The 20,223-nt window shown below is 74.3% G+C and carries 17 protein-coding genes and 1 pseudogene; 13 read left to right on the forward strand and 5 right to left on the reverse strand.

The annotated features are described in order from the left end of the window. Positions 1-48: 48 nt before the first annotated feature. Positions 49-552, forward strand: a complete 504-nt coding sequence (locus KSNIM_RS32555) for a YcxB family protein (protein ID WP_263106740.1) — start codon at positions 49-51, stop codon at positions 550-552. A gap of 59 nt (positions 553-611) precedes the next feature. Here the strand turns inward: KSNIM_RS32555 and KSNIM_RS32560 are convergent, their stop codons facing one another. Both KSNIM_RS32560 and KSNIM_RS32565 read right to left on the reverse strand, forming a co-directional pair. Further along, entirely contained in the window at positions 612-1,664 is a 1,053-nt protein-coding gene (locus tag KSNIM_RS32560) for a HEAT repeat domain-containing protein (RefSeq protein ID WP_263106741.1), read from the reverse strand. Between the two features lie 64 nt (positions 1,665-1,728). Continuing rightward, positions 1,729-2,703, reverse strand: a complete 975-nt coding sequence (locus tag KSNIM_RS32565) for an MBL fold metallo-hydrolase (protein WP_263106742.1) — start codon at positions 2,701-2,703, stop codon at positions 1,729-1,731. Between the two features lie 198 nt (positions 2,704-2,901). Between KSNIM_RS32565 and KSNIM_RS32570 the strand changes: the two genes are divergently transcribed. The 4 genes and pseudogenes from KSNIM_RS32570 (at position 2,902) to KSNIM_RS32585 (ending at position 6,401) form a co-directional block, all read left to right on the forward strand. After that, entirely contained in the window at positions 2,902-3,249 is a 348-nt protein-coding gene (locus KSNIM_RS32570; protein ID WP_263106743.1) for a hypothetical protein, read from the forward strand. A gap of 77 nt (positions 3,250-3,326) precedes the next feature. Then, a pseudogene (locus KSNIM_RS32575) lies at positions 3,327-3,917 on the forward strand (DUF1996 domain-containing protein); the annotation flags it as partial. Positions 3,918-4,010: 93 nt separating this feature from the next. Further along, complete coding sequence (locus KSNIM_RS32580) at positions 4,011-4,553, forward strand: DUF305 domain-containing protein (protein WP_263106744.1); 543 nt, start codon at positions 4,011-4,013, stop codon at positions 4,551-4,553. Positions 4,554-4,709: 156 nt separating this feature from the next. After that, a complete protein-coding gene (locus KSNIM_RS32585; protein WP_263106745.1) occupies positions 4,710-6,401 on the forward strand; it encodes a DUF885 domain-containing protein in 1,692 nt (563 codons plus the stop codon). Positions 6,402-6,466: 65 nt separating this feature from the next. Here KSNIM_RS32585 and KSNIM_RS32590 read toward each other — a convergent pair whose 3' ends face one another. The 3 genes from KSNIM_RS32590 to KSNIM_RS32600 all read right to left on the reverse strand — a co-directional run bounded on the left by KSNIM_RS32590 (position 6,467) and on the right by KSNIM_RS32600 (position 10,665). Next, a complete protein-coding gene (locus KSNIM_RS32590; RefSeq protein ID WP_411543809.1) occupies positions 6,467-8,047 on the reverse strand; it encodes a M4 family metallopeptidase in 1,581 nt (526 codons plus the stop codon). An 817-nt stretch (positions 8,048-8,864) separates the two neighbouring features. Then, a complete protein-coding gene (locus tag KSNIM_RS32595; protein ID WP_263106746.1) occupies positions 8,865-9,764 on the reverse strand; it encodes an aldo/keto reductase in 900 nt (299 codons plus the stop codon). A 193-nt stretch (positions 9,765-9,957) separates the two neighbouring features. Next, positions 9,958-10,665 carry a TetR/AcrR family transcriptional regulator gene (locus KSNIM_RS32600; protein ID WP_263106747.1) on the reverse strand — a complete coding sequence of 236 codons (708 nt, stop codon included), beginning with the start codon at positions 10,663-10,665 and terminating at the stop codon, positions 9,958-9,960. 173 nt (positions 10,666-10,838) lie between these two features. On the opposite strand from KSNIM_RS32600, the gene KSNIM_RS32605 reads away from it, so the two are divergent. The 8 genes from KSNIM_RS32605 to KSNIM_RS32640 form a co-directional block, all read left to right on the forward strand. Further along, positions 10,839-11,801 carry an NAD-dependent epimerase/dehydratase family protein gene (locus KSNIM_RS32605; protein ID WP_263106748.1) on the forward strand — a complete coding sequence of 321 codons (963 nt, stop codon included), beginning with the start codon at positions 10,839-10,841 and terminating at the stop codon, positions 11,799-11,801. Positions 11,802-12,141: 340 nt separating this feature from the next. Then, positions 12,142-14,079 carry a serine/threonine-protein kinase gene (locus KSNIM_RS32610; protein WP_263106749.1) on the forward strand — a complete coding sequence of 646 codons (1,938 nt, stop codon included), beginning with the start codon at positions 12,142-12,144 and terminating at the stop codon, positions 14,077-14,079. A gap of 169 nt (positions 14,080-14,248) precedes the next feature. Beyond that, positions 14,249-14,584, forward strand: coding sequence for a DUF6480 family protein (locus KSNIM_RS32615; RefSeq protein WP_263106750.1), 336 nt, complete (start codon positions 14,249-14,251; stop codon positions 14,582-14,584). A 119-nt stretch (positions 14,585-14,703) separates the two neighbouring features. Continuing rightward, entirely contained in the window at positions 14,704-15,300 is a 597-nt protein-coding gene (locus tag KSNIM_RS32620; RefSeq protein ID WP_263106751.1) for a DUF1349 domain-containing protein, read from the forward strand. Positions 15,301-16,064: 764 nt separating this feature from the next. Then, entirely contained in the window at positions 16,065-16,826 is a 762-nt protein-coding gene (locus KSNIM_RS32625) for a hypothetical protein (protein ID WP_263106752.1), read from the forward strand. A 217-nt stretch (positions 16,827-17,043) separates the two neighbouring features. Next, positions 17,044-18,243 carry a PP2C family protein-serine/threonine phosphatase gene (locus tag KSNIM_RS32630; protein ID WP_263106753.1) on the forward strand — a complete coding sequence of 400 codons (1,200 nt, stop codon included), beginning with the start codon at positions 17,044-17,046 and terminating at the stop codon, positions 18,241-18,243. Positions 18,244-18,410: 167 nt separating this feature from the next. Beyond that, positions 18,411-19,178, forward strand: a complete 768-nt coding sequence (locus KSNIM_RS32635) for a serine/threonine protein kinase (protein WP_263106754.1) — start codon at positions 18,411-18,413, stop codon at positions 19,176-19,178. A gap of 7 nt (positions 19,179-19,185) precedes the next feature. Beyond that, the coding region (locus KSNIM_RS32640; protein WP_263106755.1) for a serine/threonine-protein kinase at positions 19,186-20,223 on the forward strand (1,038 nt) is incomplete at its 3' end.

Genomic DNA, 20,223 nt, shown 5'->3' on the forward strand with positions numbered 1-20,223 from the left:
GGTTACGGCCGTGCGCCATGATGATCCGTCCCTTGCGAACGGAGCACCATGCACATCACGGTCAGCTACGAGACCACCCCGCAGGAACGCGTGCGGGCCTTCCAACAGGCGCTGGCGAAACCGCGGAAGAATGCCTGGACGGCGGTCGTCTGTCTCCTGCTGCTCGGTCAGCTCGAGATCTGGAGCTTCGGGGACGTCACGCTCGGCACCTGGTCCTCACTCATGGCTCTCGGACTCCTGGCCCACCTCACCATCGGCACCCGGTCGGCCGCCCGTCAGCAGACGCCGAGTGTTCCAGGTGCCACCGAGGTTACCGTCACCGAGACCGGGGTGACCGTCCGCCGTCCGGGCCACTCCGCGGAGATCGCCTGGTGGTCCGTCCGGTTCGTGGAGACCGCGGACTTCTTCCTGCTCCTCCACGCTCCGAAGTTCTTCACCCCGATCCTCAAGCGGGGCTTCACCCCTGAGCAGTTGGCGGAGGTGCGCGCCCTCGCCGCGGCGGGCCGGCCGGCGCAGCCGGTCGGACTGACCCGCGCCCGGTCGGCGGGCTGACGGCAACCGGGCGACCCCGGCCGGGCCACCGGCCCGCGGATCGCCGGCGGCCCGCGGCGTCAGATCGCGTAGGCGCCGCGCGGCACGCCCTCGGCGACGCCGACGGGCGTCAGGGCGATCACCGGCGTGCCCCGCACCGCGGTGTGCGGTCCGATCGCCAGCGGATCGATGCTCAGCGCCGCAGCGACCCCGCGTGCGAGATCGAACGCCTCCCACCGCCACTCGTCCTCGGCGTCGTCGAGGTCCTCGCGGACGGTGTCGTCCCAGGGGACGGGCAGTCCCAGTCCGGCGCGCCGAGAACGCTCGTACTCCAGCGGCTCGCCGAGGGTCCACAGCCGGTCGTCGGGTTCGCCGGCCTCCTTGTAGCGGCGCACCACCGTGCCGTTCTCGGCGACCAGCCAGGCCGAGCCGTCGTTCTGCGCGCCGAAGTAGTACGCCTGGGCGCGGCCGTAACGTGCGCTCAGCTCGATGCACCGCTCCCGCAGCTCCTCGCCGCGCTCCGCGTCGCACGGGTCGCACCACGCACCGGCCACCAGCGTCCAGCCGTCCAGCTCGGGCGTCACGAACACCCGTCCCACCGGGCTGCCCGGCTCGTCGTCACCGAAGCCGTGGACGTCCGCGTCCAGGATCGCGTTGCCCAGCGCGAAGGTCGCCGGCCGCGGCTCGGTCAACCCGAGGATCCGCATGATGCCCGGCTGGTCACCGCCGGCCACCGCGACCCAGTACAGCCAGCAGGCGCTGAGCGGCTGCGGCCGGTCGGCGGTCAGCTTGATCCGGACCAGCCGTTCGACGGCGGCCACGTCCCGCGCGGAGAGCAGCGGTTCGCCGCCGATCCCGGCCAGCGCCGTCAGTGCGGCCGGCCGCAGCCGCCCCGGCTCGGAACGCCGGACCCGCCGCAGTGCGGGGACGGCCCGCGCCCCGAGCTCCTCGACGACGATGCGTGCCTGACACGCCACCCTCCCGTCCGGGTCGCCGAACAGCGCGAGCAGGGCGGGGAGGGCGTCCAGCCCGGCCGCACCCCGGGACCGGAGACCGCGCACGGCCTGCTCCCGCACCGCCGGGTCGGGGTGGGAGAGCGCCGCCGTGCACGGGTCAGGCGGGGTGTCGGACATGGCGGTGCTCCTGCCGTTGGGGGGGTCGGTGTCCGGCCGTCCCGGGCCGACCGGGACGGCCCGGTCAGCCGTCGGTCCGCTGGTGCTGCTCCGGCAGGCTGCTCTCCGGGTGCACCCAGAGCAGTACGTTGCCGGGCCCGCCCCGCGCCCGCTCCGACCGGAAGAACTCCAGCACCTCCCGGTCGGAGTGACGCAGGCTGAAGTGCGTCAGGACGAACAGCGTCTCCGGATGCGCCTCGACCACCGGCCGCAGCCGGCTCCACACCGTGTGCCCGACCCGGTCGGCCCGCGCCAGCTCGGCGTCGTCCAGGTACGTGCACTCGGTGATCACCACCGGGTACTCCAGCAGCCAGGGATTCCGCTCGAAGACGTTCACGTGGGTGTCGCCGAGGTAGGCGAACAGCGGCCGGACGACCTCCCGGTCGACCTCGGCGCCCTCCCGGCGGCGCTGCGCCACGATCCGCCCGAACTCCGCGCCGCGCCCCTCGGCGAGCAGCGTCCGCCGCAGCTCCTCGTACTCGGGGGCGAGGGCGGTCCGCACCTCCGAGAAGGCGTACCCGACGCACGGCACCTTGTGCTCGCACTCCAGCACCCGGACGCGGTGGCCGCCACGGCCGAAGGAGAACTCGTCGCCGCCCCGCACACCGTGCAGCCGGTGCCCGGCGAGCGCCGGGTCGTATTCCGGACCGTGGTTCAGCTCGGCGGAGGCCCGCAGGTAGGACTCCACGTACGGGACGGCCGCGGCGGGCAGGTGGATGTCGACCCCGGAGGCCTTGGCGGCGAGGAAGTCGAGGTCCTTGGCGTGGTCGGCATGGGTGTGGGTCAGGAAGACGGTGTCCGGCTGCCGCCCCTCGCACAGTCCGGCGTCGAGGCTGCAGCGCAGCTCGGGGACGTGGAAGAAGGTCTTGTCGTTGGCCCGCGAGTAGCCGGTGAGGGTCAGCCCGGTGCCGGGGATCCGCCAGGTCTTCCACTGACGGAAGGGGTGGCCGGCCGTCAGCCGCTCGGGGTGGTCGGTCCGTCGTTCGGGCGCCTGCGTCATCGGGAGTCCTCCACGTCGTCCGCGGGGCGGGCGGTGGATCGGCCGCCGGTGATCGGGTGCGGCGCCGATCGTAGCGGCCGGGCCCACCTCCGGTCCCGGGAGTTTCCCGGCCGCCCGAGGCCGCCGGTACGATCCGCTCGGTGCGGATGATCCACAGGCCTGAACGCCGACCGCCGACCACACAGGAGGGGGAGTCACGTGTCGGACGAGCAGGGTGGGAGGCCGCGCCGCGTCCACGGCCGGAGCCGCCGCGTCCTCGGCGAAGCCGTCCTGGAACTGGTCGGCGGCCTGGTGCTCGCCGGGCTGACGACGGCCTCGCTGGCCGGCACCGTGGTCGGTGCCGGCCGGCTGTACGGGCGGAGCCCACTGGCGGCCTGGAGCCTGGCCGCCGTGGGCGCCGCGGTCGCGGTGTACGGCCTGCTCCAGCGCCGCCGCCCGAAGGAGCGCCGCACCCGGGTCGGCCGGGTCTGCTCGGGCCTGGTCGGGGCCCTGGGCGCCTGGCTGGGGCTCTGCGTCTGCTACGCCTCGTACGACGTGCTGTTCTGACAGGGCCCGGCACGATGTGCGACCGTCGGGCGGATCGACCGACTCCCCGTGCGGCTCTCCCGGGGTCGAGGGGCGGCACCTGCAACCCCGCCGTCGACACCGCCTCCTACTGGGTGCCCACGCTGTACGCCGACAACGTCCCGGTGGAGCCCACCGGCACCACCTTCTACTACCTCGGCGAGGGCGTCCGCGACGGCGTCATCGCGCAGACCCAGCCGCTGCCGCGCGGTCTGCGGATCGTCGCAGGCAACGCCAAGGCCACCGGGCCGAACGACAACAGCATCGCCCGCTGGTCCTGCCTGCACGCCGGAGAGGTCAACCCCTCGCACGACTTCGTCAACTGCCCGGCCAGGTCGATGCTGGAGTCCTACCTCGACTTTCCGCAGTGCTGGAACGGCAAGGACCTCGACTCGGCCGACCACAAGAGCCACATGTCCTACCCGGTCAACGGCGCCTGCCCGGCCAGCCACCCGATCCCGGTGCCCAAGCTCCGCCAGGTGCTGCGGTACCCGGTGACCGGCGACCCGTCGCGGCTGCGGCTGGCCTCCGGGCCCGGCTACACCATGCACGGCGACTTCTTCAACGTCTGGCCGGCGGCCGAGATGGCCCGCCGGGTCCGGGACTGCATCGACCCGATCGTCAAGTGCGGTGCCAACGGCGCCGCCTGACCCGACGACCCCTCCGGGTGCGGCGCGGAGTCGTCCGGGCCGCACCCGGAGGCCCAGGAGGAACGGTGAGACGAGCCTTCGCCGGCGCGGCCCGTGGCCGCCCTCGCGGTGTGCGGTGCACTGGCGGCGGCGGTCGCCCGGCCGTCCGACCGACCTGCGGCGGGCCCTGCGTCCGTCACCGTCACCCCCGCCACCACTGTCTTCAACCCGACCGATGCGGCCTGGCTGCAACTGCTGGTCCCGATGACCGAACAGAACATCCGCCTCGCCGAGTTGACCGCCAACCGGGCCACCGTCCCCGAACTGCGGGCGATCGCCGGAGAGATCGCGAGCAGCAGCCGGGGCGACCTGGCCCGACTGCAGGAGCTGACCCGTGCCGGCGGCGTGGCCGGCGACAACCCGCACACCGGACACGACATGCCCGGCTTCACCACGGCCGTCGAGTACACCGAGGCCGAGCGCGCCACCGGCGCCGACTTCGACCGCCATGCCGTCCTGCACCTGCGCGAGTACCTGGAGCAGTCCGTCCGCCTGGCCGATTCCGAGTCCACGGCCGACAGCGCGGCGACCGCCCGGCAACTCGCCGCCGACCTCCGCCGTACCCGCGCCGCCCAACTCGCCCGCCTGGGCCCCTGAACGGCCGCCGTCCCGGACGGCAGCCATCCATGACGGCGGCCTCACGGGTCGCGAGGCCCTCCTGGCGGCTGCCGGGAGGGGGCGCCGGTCCCGTCGCCCCGACCGGCTCGGCAGCCTGCCCGTCTCGCCCTCCCGGGGGTGCGCCAGGATGGCGCCATGGCACACGAAACGATCACTGCTCGCGCCATCGCCGACCGCCACCTCGACCAGGTGGCCGCTCACGACCCCTTGGAAGCCGCCTGGTTGGGCCTGCACCCGGGCGACCAGCGGCAACCGGACCTCTCCCCGGAAGGGTTCGAGGCGCTCGCCGACATCGCCCGGCAGACGCTCGCCGCGCTCGACGCCGCCCCCACCCCGGCGGATCCCCGGGCCGAGGACCCGGCCGACCGGGCCTGCGCGCGACTGCTCCGGGAGCGCCTCACCGCCGAACTCGCCATGCACGAGACGGGGGAGAACCTCCGCCAGCTGCGCACCATCGGCGCGCACGTCCACCACGTGCGGGACATCTTCACCTACATGCCGACCGACACCGACGACGACTGGGCGGCGGTCGCCGGGCGGCTGCGCAACCTGCCCGCCGCACTCGACGGGTACCGGGCCACCCTCTCCGAGGGGATCGCCCAGGGCCTGCTCGCCGCGCCCCGGCAGGTGGCAGCGGTGGCCGACCAGCTCACCGCCTGGACCGGCGAGGACACCGGCGGCCCGGCGTGGTTCGCGGACTTCGTCGCCCCCGGCCCCGACCGGATGCGCGGCGAACTGGGCGCAGCGGCCCTCCAGGCCACGGCTGCCGTCGCCGGGTTCCGCGACTGGCTGCGCGACACCTACGCGCCGGCCGCCGCCGGCACCCCGGACGCCGTGGGCCGGGACCGCTACCGACGTGCCGTGCGCCACCTGGCGGGCGCCGACCTCGACCTGGACGAGGCCTACGCCTGGGCCTGGGACGAGTTCCACCGGACGGCGGCCGAGATGCGCGCAGAGGCGGAACGCGTGCTGCCCGGAGCGGGAGTCAAGGAGGCCACGCACCATCTGGAGCGCCACGGCCACGCGATCGAGGGAGAGGAGGCGATCCGCGACTGGCTGCAGCAGCTGATGGACGGTGCGATCGAGGCCCTCGACGGAACCCACTTCGACATCTCCGGCCCCCTGCGCCGGGTGGAGTCCCGGATCGCGCCGCCCGGAACCGCCGGGGCGCCGTACTACTCCGGCCCCAGCCTGGACTTCGGCCGCCCCGGGCGCACCTACCTGCCGACCCTCGGCCGGAAGGTCTTCCCGACCTGGCAGCTCGTCACCACCTGGTACCACGAGGGCGTCCCCGGCCACCACCTGCAACTGGCCCGGTGGGTCGCCGTCGCCGACCGGCTCAGCCGCTACCAGACCACACTGGGCACGGTCAGCGCCACCATCGAAGGCTGGGCCCTGTACGCCGAACGCCTCATGGACGACCTGGGATTCCTCACCGACCCCGCCCATCGCCTCGGCTTCCTGGACGAGCAGATGCTGCGCACCATCCGGGTGATCGTCGACATCGGCATGCACCTGGGCCTGGCCGTCCCGGCCGACGCGGGTTTCCGTCCGGGCGAACGCTGGACCCCGGAGCTCGCCACGGAGTTCATGGCGACGTACAACGGCAGTCCCGCCGAACTGCGCCGCAGTGAGATCGTCCGGTACCTCGGCTGGCCGGGGCAGGCCATCGGCTACAAGCTCGGCGAACGAGCCTGGTTGCAGGGAAGGGAGGCCGCCCGCCGTCGGCACGGCGCCGCCTTCGACCTCAAGGCGTGGCACATGCAGGCGCTGTCGCAGGGTTCACTCGGCCTCGACGACCTGGCCGAGCAGCTCGCCACCCTGTGAACCCGACGGGCACGGCGGCCCGGCCCCGCCCCGGAGACCCGGCCGCCGTGCCCGTTCCCGGTGCGTCAGTTGACGTTCACCGCGGCCCAGGCGGCGGCGACCTGGGCGTACTCGGTGGAGGTGGCGCCGTAGAGGTCCTTCGCCGCGTTCAGGGTCGCGGTGCGCGCGCCCTTGTAGTCGGTGGTGGAGGTCATGTAGACGCTCAGCGCCCGGTACCAGACCTGCAGCGCCTTGTCGCGGCCGATGCCGGTGACGGTGGAGCCGTTGGAGGTCGGGCTGTTGTAGCTGACGCCGTTGATCGTCTTCGCGCCGCTGCCCTCGGCCAGCAGGTAGAAGAAGTGGTTGCCGACGCCGGACGAGTAGTGGACGTCGAGGTTGCCGACGCCGGAGGACCAGTAGTCCGCCGAGCCGCCGTCCTTGGAGGGCTTGTCCATGTAGCGCAGCGGGGTGCCGTCGCCGTTGATGTTGATCAGCTCGCCGATCAGGTAGTCGCCCTTGTCGGCGGCGAGGTTGGCGTAGAACTCCACGCCGGTGCCGAAGATGTCCGAGGTGGCCTCGTTCAGGCCGCCGGACTCGCCCGAGTAGTTCAGGCCGGCGGTGTTGGCGGTGACGCCGTGGCTCATCTCGTGGCCGGCCACGTCGAGCTCGGTCAGCGGGTGGGTGTTGGACGCGCCGTCGCCGTACGTCATGCAGAAGCAGGAGTCGTCCCAGAACGCGTTGACGTAGTTCCGGCCGTAGTGGACCCGGCTGTACGCGCCGACGCCGTTGTTCTTGATGCCGTTGCGGCCGAAGGTGTTCTTGTAGAAGTCCCAGGTGACGGCCGCGCCGTACTGGGCGTCCACCGCGGCGGACTGGGTGCTGGAGACCAGGCCGGTGCCCCACGCGTTGTCGGCGTCGGTGTAGAGCGTCCCCTTGCCGCCCTGTTTGCCGTTCATGGAGACGGTGTACTGGCCACCCCGGGTGTTGTCCCTGAGCTCGAACGTCGAGCCGGTGTAGTTGGTGGTCAGGGTGACCGAACCGACGAAGACGCCCTTGCCGCTGCCGGTCGCGTTGGCGGTCTGCACCTGCTCGTGGGTGGAGAGGACCTCGCCGCTCGCGGCGTCGGTCACGACCACCTGGCGGCTCGGGGTGCAGTCGGCGCGGACGCCCTCGACCGTGGTGCGGTGGGCCAGTCTCGGAGTGCCGGAGGCCGCCCATACGACCAACTGCGCCGAGCCGGGCCGGTCGACCGAGACGAGGGCGGGCTCGTCGCCGTCCTGGACGCCGACGGTGGCGGCGACCGCGCCGTGCGCCTTCGAGGCGGCCTGGGCGGCGGTGAGCTTCGGGGTGAGCGTGGCCGGGGCGACAGGGCCGGCCACGGCACGGTCGGTGGAACGGATGGCGCCCTGCGCGCTCTGGTGGACGATGAGGTCGCCGCCCAGGACGGGCAGTCCGGCGAAGGTGCGCTCGTAGCGGACGTGTTGGGTGCCGTCGGCGTCCACGATCGTGCCCTTCACGATCAGCTGCTCCTGACCCGACAGACCCAGGGCGCGGGCCGCTGCGGCGGACGCCGAGGCGGCGTGGGCCGATCCGGCGCCGACCTGTATCGCGCCGGCGAGGACGGCCGAGGTGGACAGAACGGCTCCGAGAGCGAGCTTGCGCTTCACGTACGGTTCCTTCCGTGGTCGACCGCGGGTGTGCGGTCGCGCCGGGCTCCGAGGCGCCGGGTCGGCGCGGGCTGACGGCGGAGCAGGGCTCTGGTGTGGCGTTCCGGCGACCGGAGGCTGCCGCCGCCGACGCGGGGGAGCGGGCCGGGCGGTACGCCGTGGTGTTTTCGGCCGGAATCATGACGAAACATCAGGCAGCCGGGAAAGGCCCGGCGCTCGAATGGCAGGATTTCGCCACAGCGGTCCGCGTTCCCGTTCGATTCGGGGCGGGAATTGCTGAACCGATTTCTGCTGGCAGATCGGTTTGCCGTCGCCCGTGCCGTCCGCACGCGGGAATCCGGCCGGTCGGTGCGCGGGGAGTGGCATGTTCAGGGGAAGTGGCGCAGTCCCGCCACGGATTGGCCCTTGCCGGAGGGTAATCGGCTCAGTATGCCGCGGGGGCGAGTTCGATGAGTGCAAGGAATGCATTTCCGGCATGCCGCGGCGGCGAATGCCGAAAAGGCATCCGCCGCAGCGCGGGGCCGGGTCCGTCACCTCGGGACTGGTGACAGCGAGGGCTGTACCTGACTGAGCGCGGATCGGCCGCGCGGTGTCACACCCACGCGGTGCCACACCCGCGCCGACGGGCACCCTCCGACGGTGGGAGAACCGTGGGGTTCGGACGGGCCCGCCCAGCCGGTCGGGTCGTGGACGCGTGGGCGAGTCGGTGGACCTGGCAGTCGGGGCCGTTCGGGGCGGTTGGCCGCCGTCCGCCGGCTGCGATGGTGGCGCTCCGCCGCGAGCGGACGCCGAATCCTCGCCCGCGCCGGCCCCGGGGTCACCGGGCCGCGGTGGCGAGCAGGTCCAGCTCCTCGGTGCTGAGCCGGAGCTCTCCGGCGGCGATGTTCGCCTCCAGGTGGTCGGGGTTGCCCGTCCCCGGAATGGCCAGGACGTGCGTGCCCTGCTGCAGCGTCCAGGCGAGCCGGACCTGCGCGGCCGAGGCACCGTGCGCGGCGGCGACGGCGAGGACCTGCTCGGACTCCGGCCCGGCTGCGCCGGCGCCCTGCTCGCGTCCGGACCCGGCGATCGCGAAGTACGGAACGAAGGCGATGCCGTGGTCGGCGCAGCCCTGCAGGACGTCGTCGTGCGGTCGCCCGTCGAGGGTGAAGCGGTTCTGCACGGCCACCACCGGTGCGACGGCCCGCGCCTCCGCCAGCTGGGCGGGCGTGACGTTGGAGACGCCGAGGTGCCGGATCAGCCCGGCGTCGCGGAGTTCGGCCAGGGCGCCGACGTGCTCGGCGATCGACGACTGGCGCATTCGCCGCAGGTACACCAGGTCGAGGTGGTCGCGGCCGAGTTGGCGGAGGTTCTCCTCGACCTGGCTGCGCAGCTGCTCGGGTTCGGCCGCGTACCACGCGCCGGACGCGTCCCGGCCCGGGCCCACCTTGGTGGCGATGACCAGGTCGTCGGGATACGGAGAGAGAGCGGTGGCGATCAGCTCATTGGCCGAGCGCAGCCGGGAGAAGTAGAACGAGGCGGTGTCGATGTGGTTGACGCCGAGGTCGATCGCTCGGCGCAGCACCCGGATCGACCGGCCGCGGGCGCTCGGCACTCCCTCGTCGAACGCCGCGCTGCCGGTGAGGCGCATCGCGCCGAGGCCGATGCGGTTCACCGGCAGATCGCCGAGCGTCCAGGTGCCTGCGGCTGTGGCGTCGATGCCCGTGGCGGTGTGACTCACCTGTGATGCCCCCTTGTGGTGCTGACGGAGGAGGCATCATGGCGGGCCGGCTGCCGGGGTGGAAGGGCCGCCGACCGCAGGAAATGTCACATCCCGTACGGGAACGCTGCTATGTGACGAGCCGTTGAGTTCTTCGAGACCACGGAACAACTGTGACGGTGTGTCACGCTGGCGAGTCGAAGACGACGGTGCGTCACCCCAGCGCGAAGGCGTCGGCGAGCAGCTCGATCTGGGTCGTGAGCAGCGTGTCCCCGGTGTGCCCCATGCCGGTGTAGTGGCCGGAGACCTCCAGGCCGATGGTGCCGTGCAGGGTGCTCCAGACGAGGACGGTGCCGGTGAGCGCGCCGGCGACGGCCTCGGGCCCGTCCGGGGTGCTGGCCTTCACCCAGGCGGCGACGGCCGCGTCCGCCGCGAGCCAGGCCCGCATCTGGGCGACCACGGGGGCCGTGGCCGGGGCCGGGGTGCCGGTGGCGAAGACGGGCAGGAAGGGCGTGAGGACGGCCCGGGCGCTCGCCAGGGTCTCGGGCGGGGCGGTGTAGCCGGGCGTCGGGGTGCCCTGGATCAGCAGGTAGCGGTGGGGCTGCGCCACCGCCCAGCCGCGGTAGGCGGTGGCCAGGGCGTGCAGGCGGGCGCGCGGACCGGTGCCCGGATCGGGGGCCGCTGCGACGGCTGCGGCGGCGTCCTCGTAGGCGTCGGAGATGAGGGCGCCCAGCAGGTCGTCCCGGCTGGCGAAGTAGCGGTACAGGGCCGGACCGGACATGCCGAGCTCCTTGGCGATCTTCACCAGGGCGAGGGCGGCGGTGCCCCCTTCGGCCAGCTGCCGCAGTGCGGCGTCCTTGATCTCGGCGCGGGTCTGCTCCCGGTAGCGGGCGCGCGGACCGGTCGTACGGGCCTCTGCCATCTCGGCTGCTCCCTCTCCTTGTCGTTACTGCATGTCGCTTCAGCAAGAGTCTCTCACGATCGGATTGCCATCACGCTTGCGAGTGGCAATCTCAAGAGTTACAGTCTATAACAGTTGCGAGAGAGGCTCGCAGAGGGAATGGCCCGTCAAGGCGGGCCGGGAGAGGGGACACCATGACCACCCAGGAGCAGCAGCTGCACGTGGTGCTGGGCGCCGGCCCGGCCGGTACGGCCCTCGCGGCGGAGCTGGCCCGCCGCGGCCATGCCGTCCGCCTGGTCGACCGCGCGGGGGAGGGCCCCGCGCCGCAGGGCGTGGAGCGCCGTGCCGGCGATGTCTCCACCCCGGCGGGTGCGCTGGCCGCGGTGGAGGGCGCCGAGGTTGTCTACCACTGCGTCAACGTCGGCTACCACCTGCAGGTCGAGCTGATGCCGCTGATCCAGCGGGCCGTACTCGGCGCGGTCGAGGCGACCGGTGCCCGCCTGGTCGTGCTCGACACCCTCTACCCGTACGGTCCGACCGGCGGTGCGCCGATGACCGAGCGCACGCCGTGGAACGCCGTCAGCCGCAAGGGGTGGATGCGCGCCGGGCTCGACGAGGCGTACCTGACCGCGCACCGCGAGGGCCGGGCGCGGGTGGTGCTCGGCCGGGCGGCGGACTTCGTCGGCCCCGGTGTCCTCAACTCCACCCTCGGTGGCGCCGTCTTCCCGGCCGCGCTCACCGGCGGCGAGGTGCTGGGTCTGGGCGACATCGACCTGCCGCACAGCCACACCGACATCCGGGACGTCGCCGCCGGACTCGCCACCCTCGGCGAGCACCCCGAGGCCGACGGCCGGGTCTGGCACCTGCCGACCGCGCCCGCCCGGACGCCCCGCGAGATCCACGCCATGATCGAGGAGCGGATCGGCCGCCCGCTGAACGTCCTCGTCCTGGACGAGCCGCGCCCCTTCGGCCCCTTCGACGAGGTCTTCATGGCCGAGTACGCCGAGATGTTCTACCAGCACACCGAGCCGCAGGTGATGGACTCCGGCGACTTCGAGAAGGCCTTCGGCGTGGCCCCGGTCCCGCTGGAGCGGAGCCTCGACGAGACCCTCGACTGGTACCAGGACCTGCTCGCCGCCCACGCCCCTCGCGCCTGAAACGGCCGGCCCCTCGCGCCGCGGGCCGGCCGGCCCTTCGCCCCGGATCGGCCAGCCCTTCGCCCCGGGCCGGCCGGCCCTTCGCCCCGGATCGGCCAGCCCTTCGCCCCGGATCGGCCGGTCCCTCGCCCCGGATCGGCCGGTGCCGCGCCGCGGAACGTTCCGGTCCGGCTTCGCGAACCGACAGGCGGCACGCAGCCCTGCTTACGGGCGTCCGGGCGGTTCGTCCAGGTCCGGTTCCACGGGTCCGCCGGCCACCACCGGCGGGCCCGGGCCGCGCAGCGCGATCGTGATCTCCCGGCGGCACGGACAGTCCGTCCCGCCCCCTACGATGACGGGCATGAACACTGGGGGGCCGGAGACACGGCTCATCGACGGCCGCTTCGAACTGCTGCAACGCCTCGGCGGCGGAGGCATGGGCCTGGTCTGGCGCGCCCGCGACAACGCGCTGGAGCGGGAGGTCGCGCTCAAGGAGGTCCGCCCGCCGGACCCGGCGATGCTCGCCGGCGACCCGATCGCGGCCCAGGAGCTGCGCGAGCGCGTCCTGCGCGAGGCGCGCGCGCTCGCCCGCCTCCAGCACCCCAACGTGGTGATCATCCACCACATCGTCGACACCCCCGACCAGCCGCACCCCTGGCTGGTGATGGAGCTGGTCAGCGGCGGCAGCCTCGCCGACCGGCTCGTCCAGGGTCCGCTCTCCGTGCCGGAGGCGGCCAGGATCGGCCGCGGCGTGCTCGCCGCCCTGCGCGCCGCGCACGCCGCCGGCATCCAGCACCGCGACGTCAAGCCCGGCAACGTCCTGCTGCGCACCGACGGCACACCCGTCCTCACCGACTTCGGCATCGCCGCCATGCAGGACGCGACGGCGCTGACCGCCACCGGCTCGCTCATCGGCTCGCCCGAGTACATCGCCCCCGAGCGCATCCGCGGCGGCGACGGCGACGCCTCCTCCGACCTGTGGTCGCTGGGGATGATGCTGTACGTCGCGATCGAGGGCCACCACCCGCTGCGCCGCGGCACCACCCTGGCCACCCTCGCGGCCGTCCTCGACGAGCCGCTGCCGCCGCCGGTCCGCGGCGCCCAGCTCGGCCCGCTGCTCGGGGCCCTGCTCTCCCGGGACCCTGCGCTGCGGCCCGACGCCGAGATGCTCGACCGGCTGCTGGCCGCGGCCGAGCAGGGCGAGCCGGCCGCCGGGCCCGCCGCCTGGGCACCGACCGTCAAGGAGACCTTCAAGCAGCCCGGCCCGCCGGAGTCGACCTCCGGATCCACCGCGCAGCCGGTGTTCGGCACGCCCACCGGCGCGCCCGCGGGCTACGGCGTCCCGGCCGTCCCCGGCGCGTTCGGCGCACCGGCCGCCGGGTACGGCTACCCGCAGCCCTCGACCGGCCCCGTCGCCGGGTACGGCCACCCGCAGCCGCCCGTCGGCGGCTACGGATTCCCGCAGGGCCAGCCGCCGGTGCCGACCGGTCCGAACGGGGGCGGCTACGGCTTCCCGCAGTCCCCGACGGGCGACATGGGCGGTTACGGCCACCCGCAGTCGCCCACCGGCCCGACCAGTTCCTGGACGCCGCAGAACGGCCACCCGAACCGCCCGGTGTCGTCGGGCGGGCGCGGCCGCACCGTGCTGCTCAGCGTCTCCGTGGCCAGCGCCGCCCTCGCCGGCGCGCTGGTCTGGAACGCCGTCCAGGACGACAAGGGCGGCACCTCCTCCAACGTCACCAGCACCGGCACCGGCGGCACCACCGCGGGCGGCACCACCGCGGGCGGCACCACCGGGTCCACCGGCACCGGTTCGCCGGCGGCCACCGCCAGCAAGGCCGGCGGCAAGAACGCCGCGCCGAAGGACCTGCTGACCACGGAGGGCGTCCGCGCCGTGGTCGATGCGATCAAGCCGGCCGCCGGCACCTCGATGATCAACGAGCTGACGGTCTACCCCGAGTACGCGATCGCCGAGAGCCCGAAGACCGACAACCCCAAGCTCTACGACCGGATCGACTACCGGAACGGCCACACCAGCAAGACCCCGGGCGGCAGCGTCATCGGCGACGACAAGCCGGTCGACCTGAACGGCTACGACTGGAGCGTCATCCCGGGCCTCCTGCAGAAGGCCCAGCAGGAGCTCAACGTCCCCAACCCGAAGAGCCGTTACCTGATCATCGGTCCGGACATGTTCGACGGGACGCCGACCATCCGGGTCTACTTCTCGGACGACTACGGCAGCGGCTACCTCTCGGCGGACACCAAGGGCAACGTCATCAAGTCCTACCCGCACGACTGACCTGTACGACTGACCCGTACGGGCCACCCCGCACGAGCCACCCCGCACGACTGACCGCGCTTACGGACGCGGCGGCCCGGGGCGATCCGTTGCGGCAACGATGCGACCGGCCTCCGGTGTGTCGGGGCGCGACCGTGGAACGGTCACCCGCCACTCACCGGAGGCCGTCATGTCGACCACCCTCCCCGACAGGCCCGAGGCGCACGCGCCCGAAGCCCGCACACCTGAGGCGCACGCGCCCCAAGCCCACCCCTCCGAAGTTCCCTCCTCCGCCCGCCCGGTGGCCCCCGCGTCAGCCGTCGGCGACGCCCGCCCGGAGGCGCCGGTGCCCGCCGTGCCGCCGACCGAGACCCCCGAGTGCGAGGCCTCCACCTGCCACGGGATCTCCCTGCCGGAGCCGGTCGAACTCCACGACGCCTGGCCCGGTTTGATCCCGATCGCCCTGATCGCCGTCCTGGTGATCGCCTGCGCCGGGTTCGCGGTGGCCCGGATCGCCGCCTTCTGACGGACCGTCGGCCCGCGCTGCCGTCGTCCCCGGCCACCCCGCAGGCTTCCCCCCGGCCGTGCCGTGACAGGCTGGCACATCCCGCCGCGGCCCGCGCGGCGGCAGGCCCGAGGAGAGGCATGGACACCCCGCAGCCGGTCGGCATCCCCGACGCCCAGTGGCTCAACCCGCCCGCGTCCGCCGTCCCGGACGGCAGTGCCCTGGTCGTCACCACCCGGGACCGCAGTGACTTCTGGCGCACCACCGGGTACGGCTTCGTCCGCGACGACGGGCACGCCCTGCTCTCCCCGCTGACGGACGGCACCGCCGTGGAGGTCGCCTTCCTCGCGGACTTCGACACCCTCTACGACCAGGCCGGCGTGATGGTCCGGGTCGACGAATCGACCTGGACCAAGGCCGGAATCGAGATGTCCGACGGCGTGGCCCACCTCGGGGCCGTCGTCACCCGCGGTGTCTCCGACTGGTCGCTCTCGCCCGTCCCCGAATGGCACGGCCGCGAGGTCACCGTCCGCGCCAGCCGCGGTGGCGATGCCCTCACCGTCCGTGCCCGCTGCGAGGACGGCCCCTGGCGACTCGTCCGCTACGCCCCGCTCGCCCCGGAGGCCGAGGCCGTCGCCGGGCCGTACTGCTGCTCCCCGCAGCGCGACGGTCTGCGGGTCCGCTTCACCGCCGTCGCCTTCGGGCCCGCCGACGCCGCCCTGCACGCCGAGGACTGACCCGGCCCTCCTGAACTGCCCGGCGCACCAATGACAATGATCGGGTGTCCACTCCAGGGATCTCGGCCCGTGAGAACGACGTGCTCGCCCTGCTCGGGAGCACCTCAGCAACGCGGAGATCGCCGAGCGGCTGTACACCTCCGTCCGCACGGTCGAGTCGCACGTCTCCTCGCTGCTGCGCAAGGTGGGGCTGCCGGACCGCCCGGCGCTCTCCCGGCAGGCGGCCGGGAGTGCCCGCCCCGAGCGGTCGCGCCCCGAACCCGCACTCCCGGCGCCGCTGACGGCGTCCGTCGGGCGGGTGCGGGTGCGGGTGCGGGAGCGCGGGGAGCCGGCCGAGGCGTTGAAGCTGCACCGGCAGGTCACCGTGGTCGGTCCGGGCGAGGTGGGCAAGACCCGGCCCGCCCTGGCCGTGGCGGCGCAGACGGCCGGTGACTTCGCCGACGGGGTGTGGTTCGTCGACCTCGTTCCGGTCACCGACCCGGAGCGGGTGGCGGCGGCGATCGCGGCAGCCGTGGGCGTGGCCGAGCAGCCCGGACACACCCGCGACGATTCGGTCCTGGCCGCCCTGGCGGACCGTCGGGCGCTGCTGGTGCTGGACAACTGCGAGCAGGTGCGCGACGGCGTGGGGCCCTTCCTGGGCAGGCTGCTGGCAGCCTGCCCAGCGGTGCGGGCGCTGGCGACGAGCCGGGTACGTCTCGTCGTGCCGTTCGAGCGGGTCCCCCGTCCCGCCGCTGTCGGGGGCCGGCGGCGCCGAGTCGGAGACCGTGGCCCTCTTCCTGGAATGGGCCGCGGCCGTCGGGCCGCCACCCGACCCGGCGGTGCGCGAGCAGGTCGCGGCCGTCTGCGAACGGCTCGACGGCATGGCGCCGCCCATCGAGCTGGCCGCGGCGCGCCGCCCCACGTCCGGGCCGGACGGCCTTGCCGTCGGGCTCGCCGACCAGCTGCGGATCCCGGCCGTAGGGCCACGGCCTGCGCGGCGACCACGGAGCCCGCGCCGCTTGGCTCGCCGTCGTCGACCGGGCGGGCACCGGACGGAGCACCGCCACGGCTACGGCGCGGTCCTCGATGTGATCGTCCTGCTCCACCACAGGGACGCGGACGCTGCCCTGGACCGGCTCGCACCAGAGCCGGACGAGGTCTGGACGTGGGTCTCCTGGGTCCGGCTGCACCGGTACGCGGCCCTCAGGGCCGAGGCGTCCGTCCTCGCCGGACACCTCCGCGCCGCGGACCGCATCGCCGCCGCCCGCACCCTGGTCACCGGCAACCCGATCGCCGCCGCCCGGCTCGACCGGGCCCGGGCCCTCCTCGACGGCGACCTGCCCCGCCTGCTCGCCACCGCCGAGGCCCTCACCGCCGCAGACCGCCCGTACCAGTGCGCCCGCACCCTGCTCCTCGCCGGCAGCCCCCACACCGCGGCCGTCACCACTGCGCTCACCACCCTCGGCCTCACTCCCGTTCCCCTCCATCACCCGTACCGCGCAGCCACCCGTACCGCGCAGCCACCCGTGACGCGCAGCCACCCGTGACGCGGAGCCACCCGTGGCGCGGAGCCGTCCGAGCGGCACGGACCCGTCCCGAGCCCCCGTCCGCTGCGCCGTCCGCGCCGCCGAACCTGCCGGTCGGGGTACCGGGTTGTCGGGCCCGTGCCCCGGTGCCGTCCGGTCGCCATGGGGGTGGGGCGGTGGTTCGATGCAACGGAGTGGGGGTGCAGGCAGGCCGTCCGAGGCGAAGGCGGTGGCGGCGGTGGACGAGGACGGGGTCGGCCGGGTGGTCGGCGAGTTCCTGGAGATGTCGCACAGCGTGGGGCCGCGCGACATCGCGGGCCTGGTCGACGACACCGCCCGGGCCCTCGGGATGGCGGGTGCCGCCGTCTACCTGGCCGATGTCCAGCAGGTCCGGCTGATGCCGCTGCCGGACGACCGGCCTCGCGGGGCGGGCACCGACGAGCCGGGCGTCGCCGTGGAGGGCACCCTGGCCGGCTGGGCGTACCGGACGATGAAGCCGCAGGTGGCGTCGGCCGACGGGCGGGTCGAGCTGTGGCTGCCGCTGGTGGACGGCGTGGAGCGGATCGGCGTGCTGCGGGTGGGGGCGACGGCCTCCGACCCGGCGGTGCAGGAGCGGTGCCGCACGCTCGCCTCGCTGACGGCCCTGGTGGTGATCTCGAAGGCGGCGTTCAGCGACGTGATGGCGGAGGCCGTCCGGAGCCGGCCGATGACGCTGCAGGCCGAGCTGGCCTGGGCGTTCATGCCGCCGCGGACCCTGGGCACCCGCAACGTCACCTCGTCCGCCGCGCTGGAGCCGGCCTACGAGATCGGCGGCGACGCCTTCGACCACAGCCTGCAGCGTGACCGGCTGCACCTGACGGTGGTCGACGCGATGGGCCACGACCTGGCGGCGGGTGGTGCGTCCGCGGTGGCGGTGGCCGGCTGCCGGTCGACCCGGCGGGCGGGCGGCGGTCTGGCGGACATCGCCGAGGCGGTGGACGGGGCGTTGACCCGGTGGATCCCGGACCGGCTGCTGACCGCGGTCTTCGCCGACCTCGACACCGGGACGGGCCGCCTCAGCTGGGTGAACTTCGGCCATCCGCCGCCGCTGCTGATCCGCCGTCAGCATGTCGTGCCCGGGGCACTGGAGCGCCCCGCGCAGCTCCCGCTGGGCCTCGGCAGCGGCTATCCGCGCGGCCCGGCCACCGTGCACCACGCGCAGTTGGAGCCGGGCGACCGCATTCTGGTGCACACCGACGGGGTGACCGAGGCGAGGTCGGCGGCGGGTGACCTGTTCGGGGAGGAGCGGCTGGTCGACCTGGTGGTCCGCTCCGCCGCGGCCGGCGAACCGGCACCCGAGGCGCTGCGGCGGCTGATCCTCGCCCTGCTGGAGCACCAGGACCACCGTCTGATCGACGACGCGACGATCGTCCTGGCCGAGTGGCACCCCCGCGGTTGAAGCCCGCACCGGCGGAGTGGGCTGCGCAACGACCGACGCATCGCACACGCAGCATGCCTTTTCTGGAACACTGGGTGACGCATCGGGCACGCAGGGTGCGTTCCCGGCGCTCCGCCGTGCCGTGCGCAGGTCAGCCGGCGGCGAGCGATGTGGCAGAGGGGGGCGTGATGGACACCGTCATCGTGCAGCTGCCGGACCCCGGCGGGGGGCCACGGGCCGCGCCGCGGCTGCTGCGGATGGGCCCGGACGACAGCGCGGACTTCGGTCGCGGCGCACCGGGCCGGCCGGTCGCGATCCCGCTGCCCGACCAGGGCGTCTCGCGCCGGGCCGGCGAGCTCACGGCGGCCTCCGACTACTGGCGGCTGTCGAACTTCAGCCGCTCGGCGACGTACGTGGTGGAGAACCTGGAGGGCGCGGGGGAGCACCTCAAGGTGGCGCCGGGGCGGCTGGGCGCGCCGGTGCCGTTCGAGTTCTCCCGGGTGGTGCTGCCCTCACTGGGCGGCGGCTGCCACTTCAAGGTGTTCGCGCCGCAACACGCCTACCTGGACCGGGCGCAGGCCGGGCCGCCGGGCGAGCACACCGTCAGCCCGTTCGCGCTGGACACCACGGCGAAGTACTTCCTGGTGCTGGTGGCGCTCTGCGAGCCGCGGCTGCGCGGAACCTCGGCGGCCGTGCCCGGGGTCGGCGACGTGGTGGAGCGGCTGCGCGGCGGTCCTGGCGCTGCCGGGCCGACCAGGTCCGCGGTGAACTACCACATCGACTACCTGGCGGAGTCCAAACTCCGGTTGCGGCCGGTGGGTTCGGACGACGGGGCGGGCCCGCTGCGCAAGCGCGAGGAGCTGGTCGGTCTGGCACTCCGCTTCGACCTGGTGCGCGAGGAGCACCTGGCGCTGCTGCCCGCGCGCCGGGTGGGCCGCCCGGCGGGAGCCGGGTGAGCGGGGCGTGAGCACGGGGTTCCCGGACGGGCCGCTGCCCGAGGTGCCACCCGGCTACCGGGTGGCCGGGCACCGGATCACCGGCCCGATCGGTGCGGGCGGTTGGGGTGCGGTCTACGCGGCGGTGCGGCGGCGGGACGGGGCGCCGGCGGCGGTGAAGATCCTGCCGGCCGGGCGGCTCGCCCCCGGCCAGTGCCGGCAGGCGATCGAACTCGCCCGGCGCGAGGCGGAGTTCAGTACACGGGCGGAACACCCCCGGCTGATCAGGACGTTCACCACCGCGGTGCTCCGCGACCCGGGCCGGCCGGGTCTGGACGGCGCCGTGGTGCTGGTGATGGAGCGCGCGGAGCGGAGCCTCGCGGACCTGCTCGCCGCCGGCCCGGCGGTGCCGCCCGCCGAGGGCGCCCGGCTGCTCGCCGAGATCTGCGAGGGCCTCGCCCACATGCACGGGCACGGCTGGGTGCACGGCGACCTCAAGCCGGCGAACGTGCTGCTGATGGCCGACGGCTCCGTCCGGCTCGCCGACTTCGGGCTGACCGCCGAACTGGACGGCACGCACGCCTACGTGCCGCCGCTCGGCTCGCTCGACCATGTGCCGCCGGAATGGTGGTCCGAGCGGAGTGGCGTGCGCGGGGTGGCGCTGCGGCCGAGCGCCGACGTCTGGGCGTTCGGGGTGCTGGCGCACCAGGTGTTCGCGGGCGGTACGCACCCCTTCCCGGGGGCGGCGGCCAGGGCGAGGGCGTTGGCGGCGCAGTCGTACGCCCGTGGCCGGGAGCGGCTGCGGCTGGACGAGCGGGTGCCGGGGGAGTGGCGGGCGCTGATCGCGGACTGTCTGGCCGCGGACCGGGCGGCGCGCCCGGCGGACGCGACCGCCCTGGCCGCCCGGTTGCCGGCGGTGGCACCGGTGCGCGGGCGCCGGCGTCGACGCGCGGTGCTGTCGGTGGCCGTCGCCGCGCTGGCGGCGCTGGCCTGTGCGGCGGCGGTGGCCGCGTTCCCGGGTTCGCCGGCCGGCGCCGGCGCGTCCGGCCGTCCGCGGGCCGTTCCG

Origin of the sequence: Kitasatospora sp. DSM 101779 (genome assembly GCF_025655475.1) — a bacterium.
Lineage (GTDB): Bacteria > Actinomycetota > Actinomycetes > Streptomycetales > Streptomycetaceae > Kitasatospora.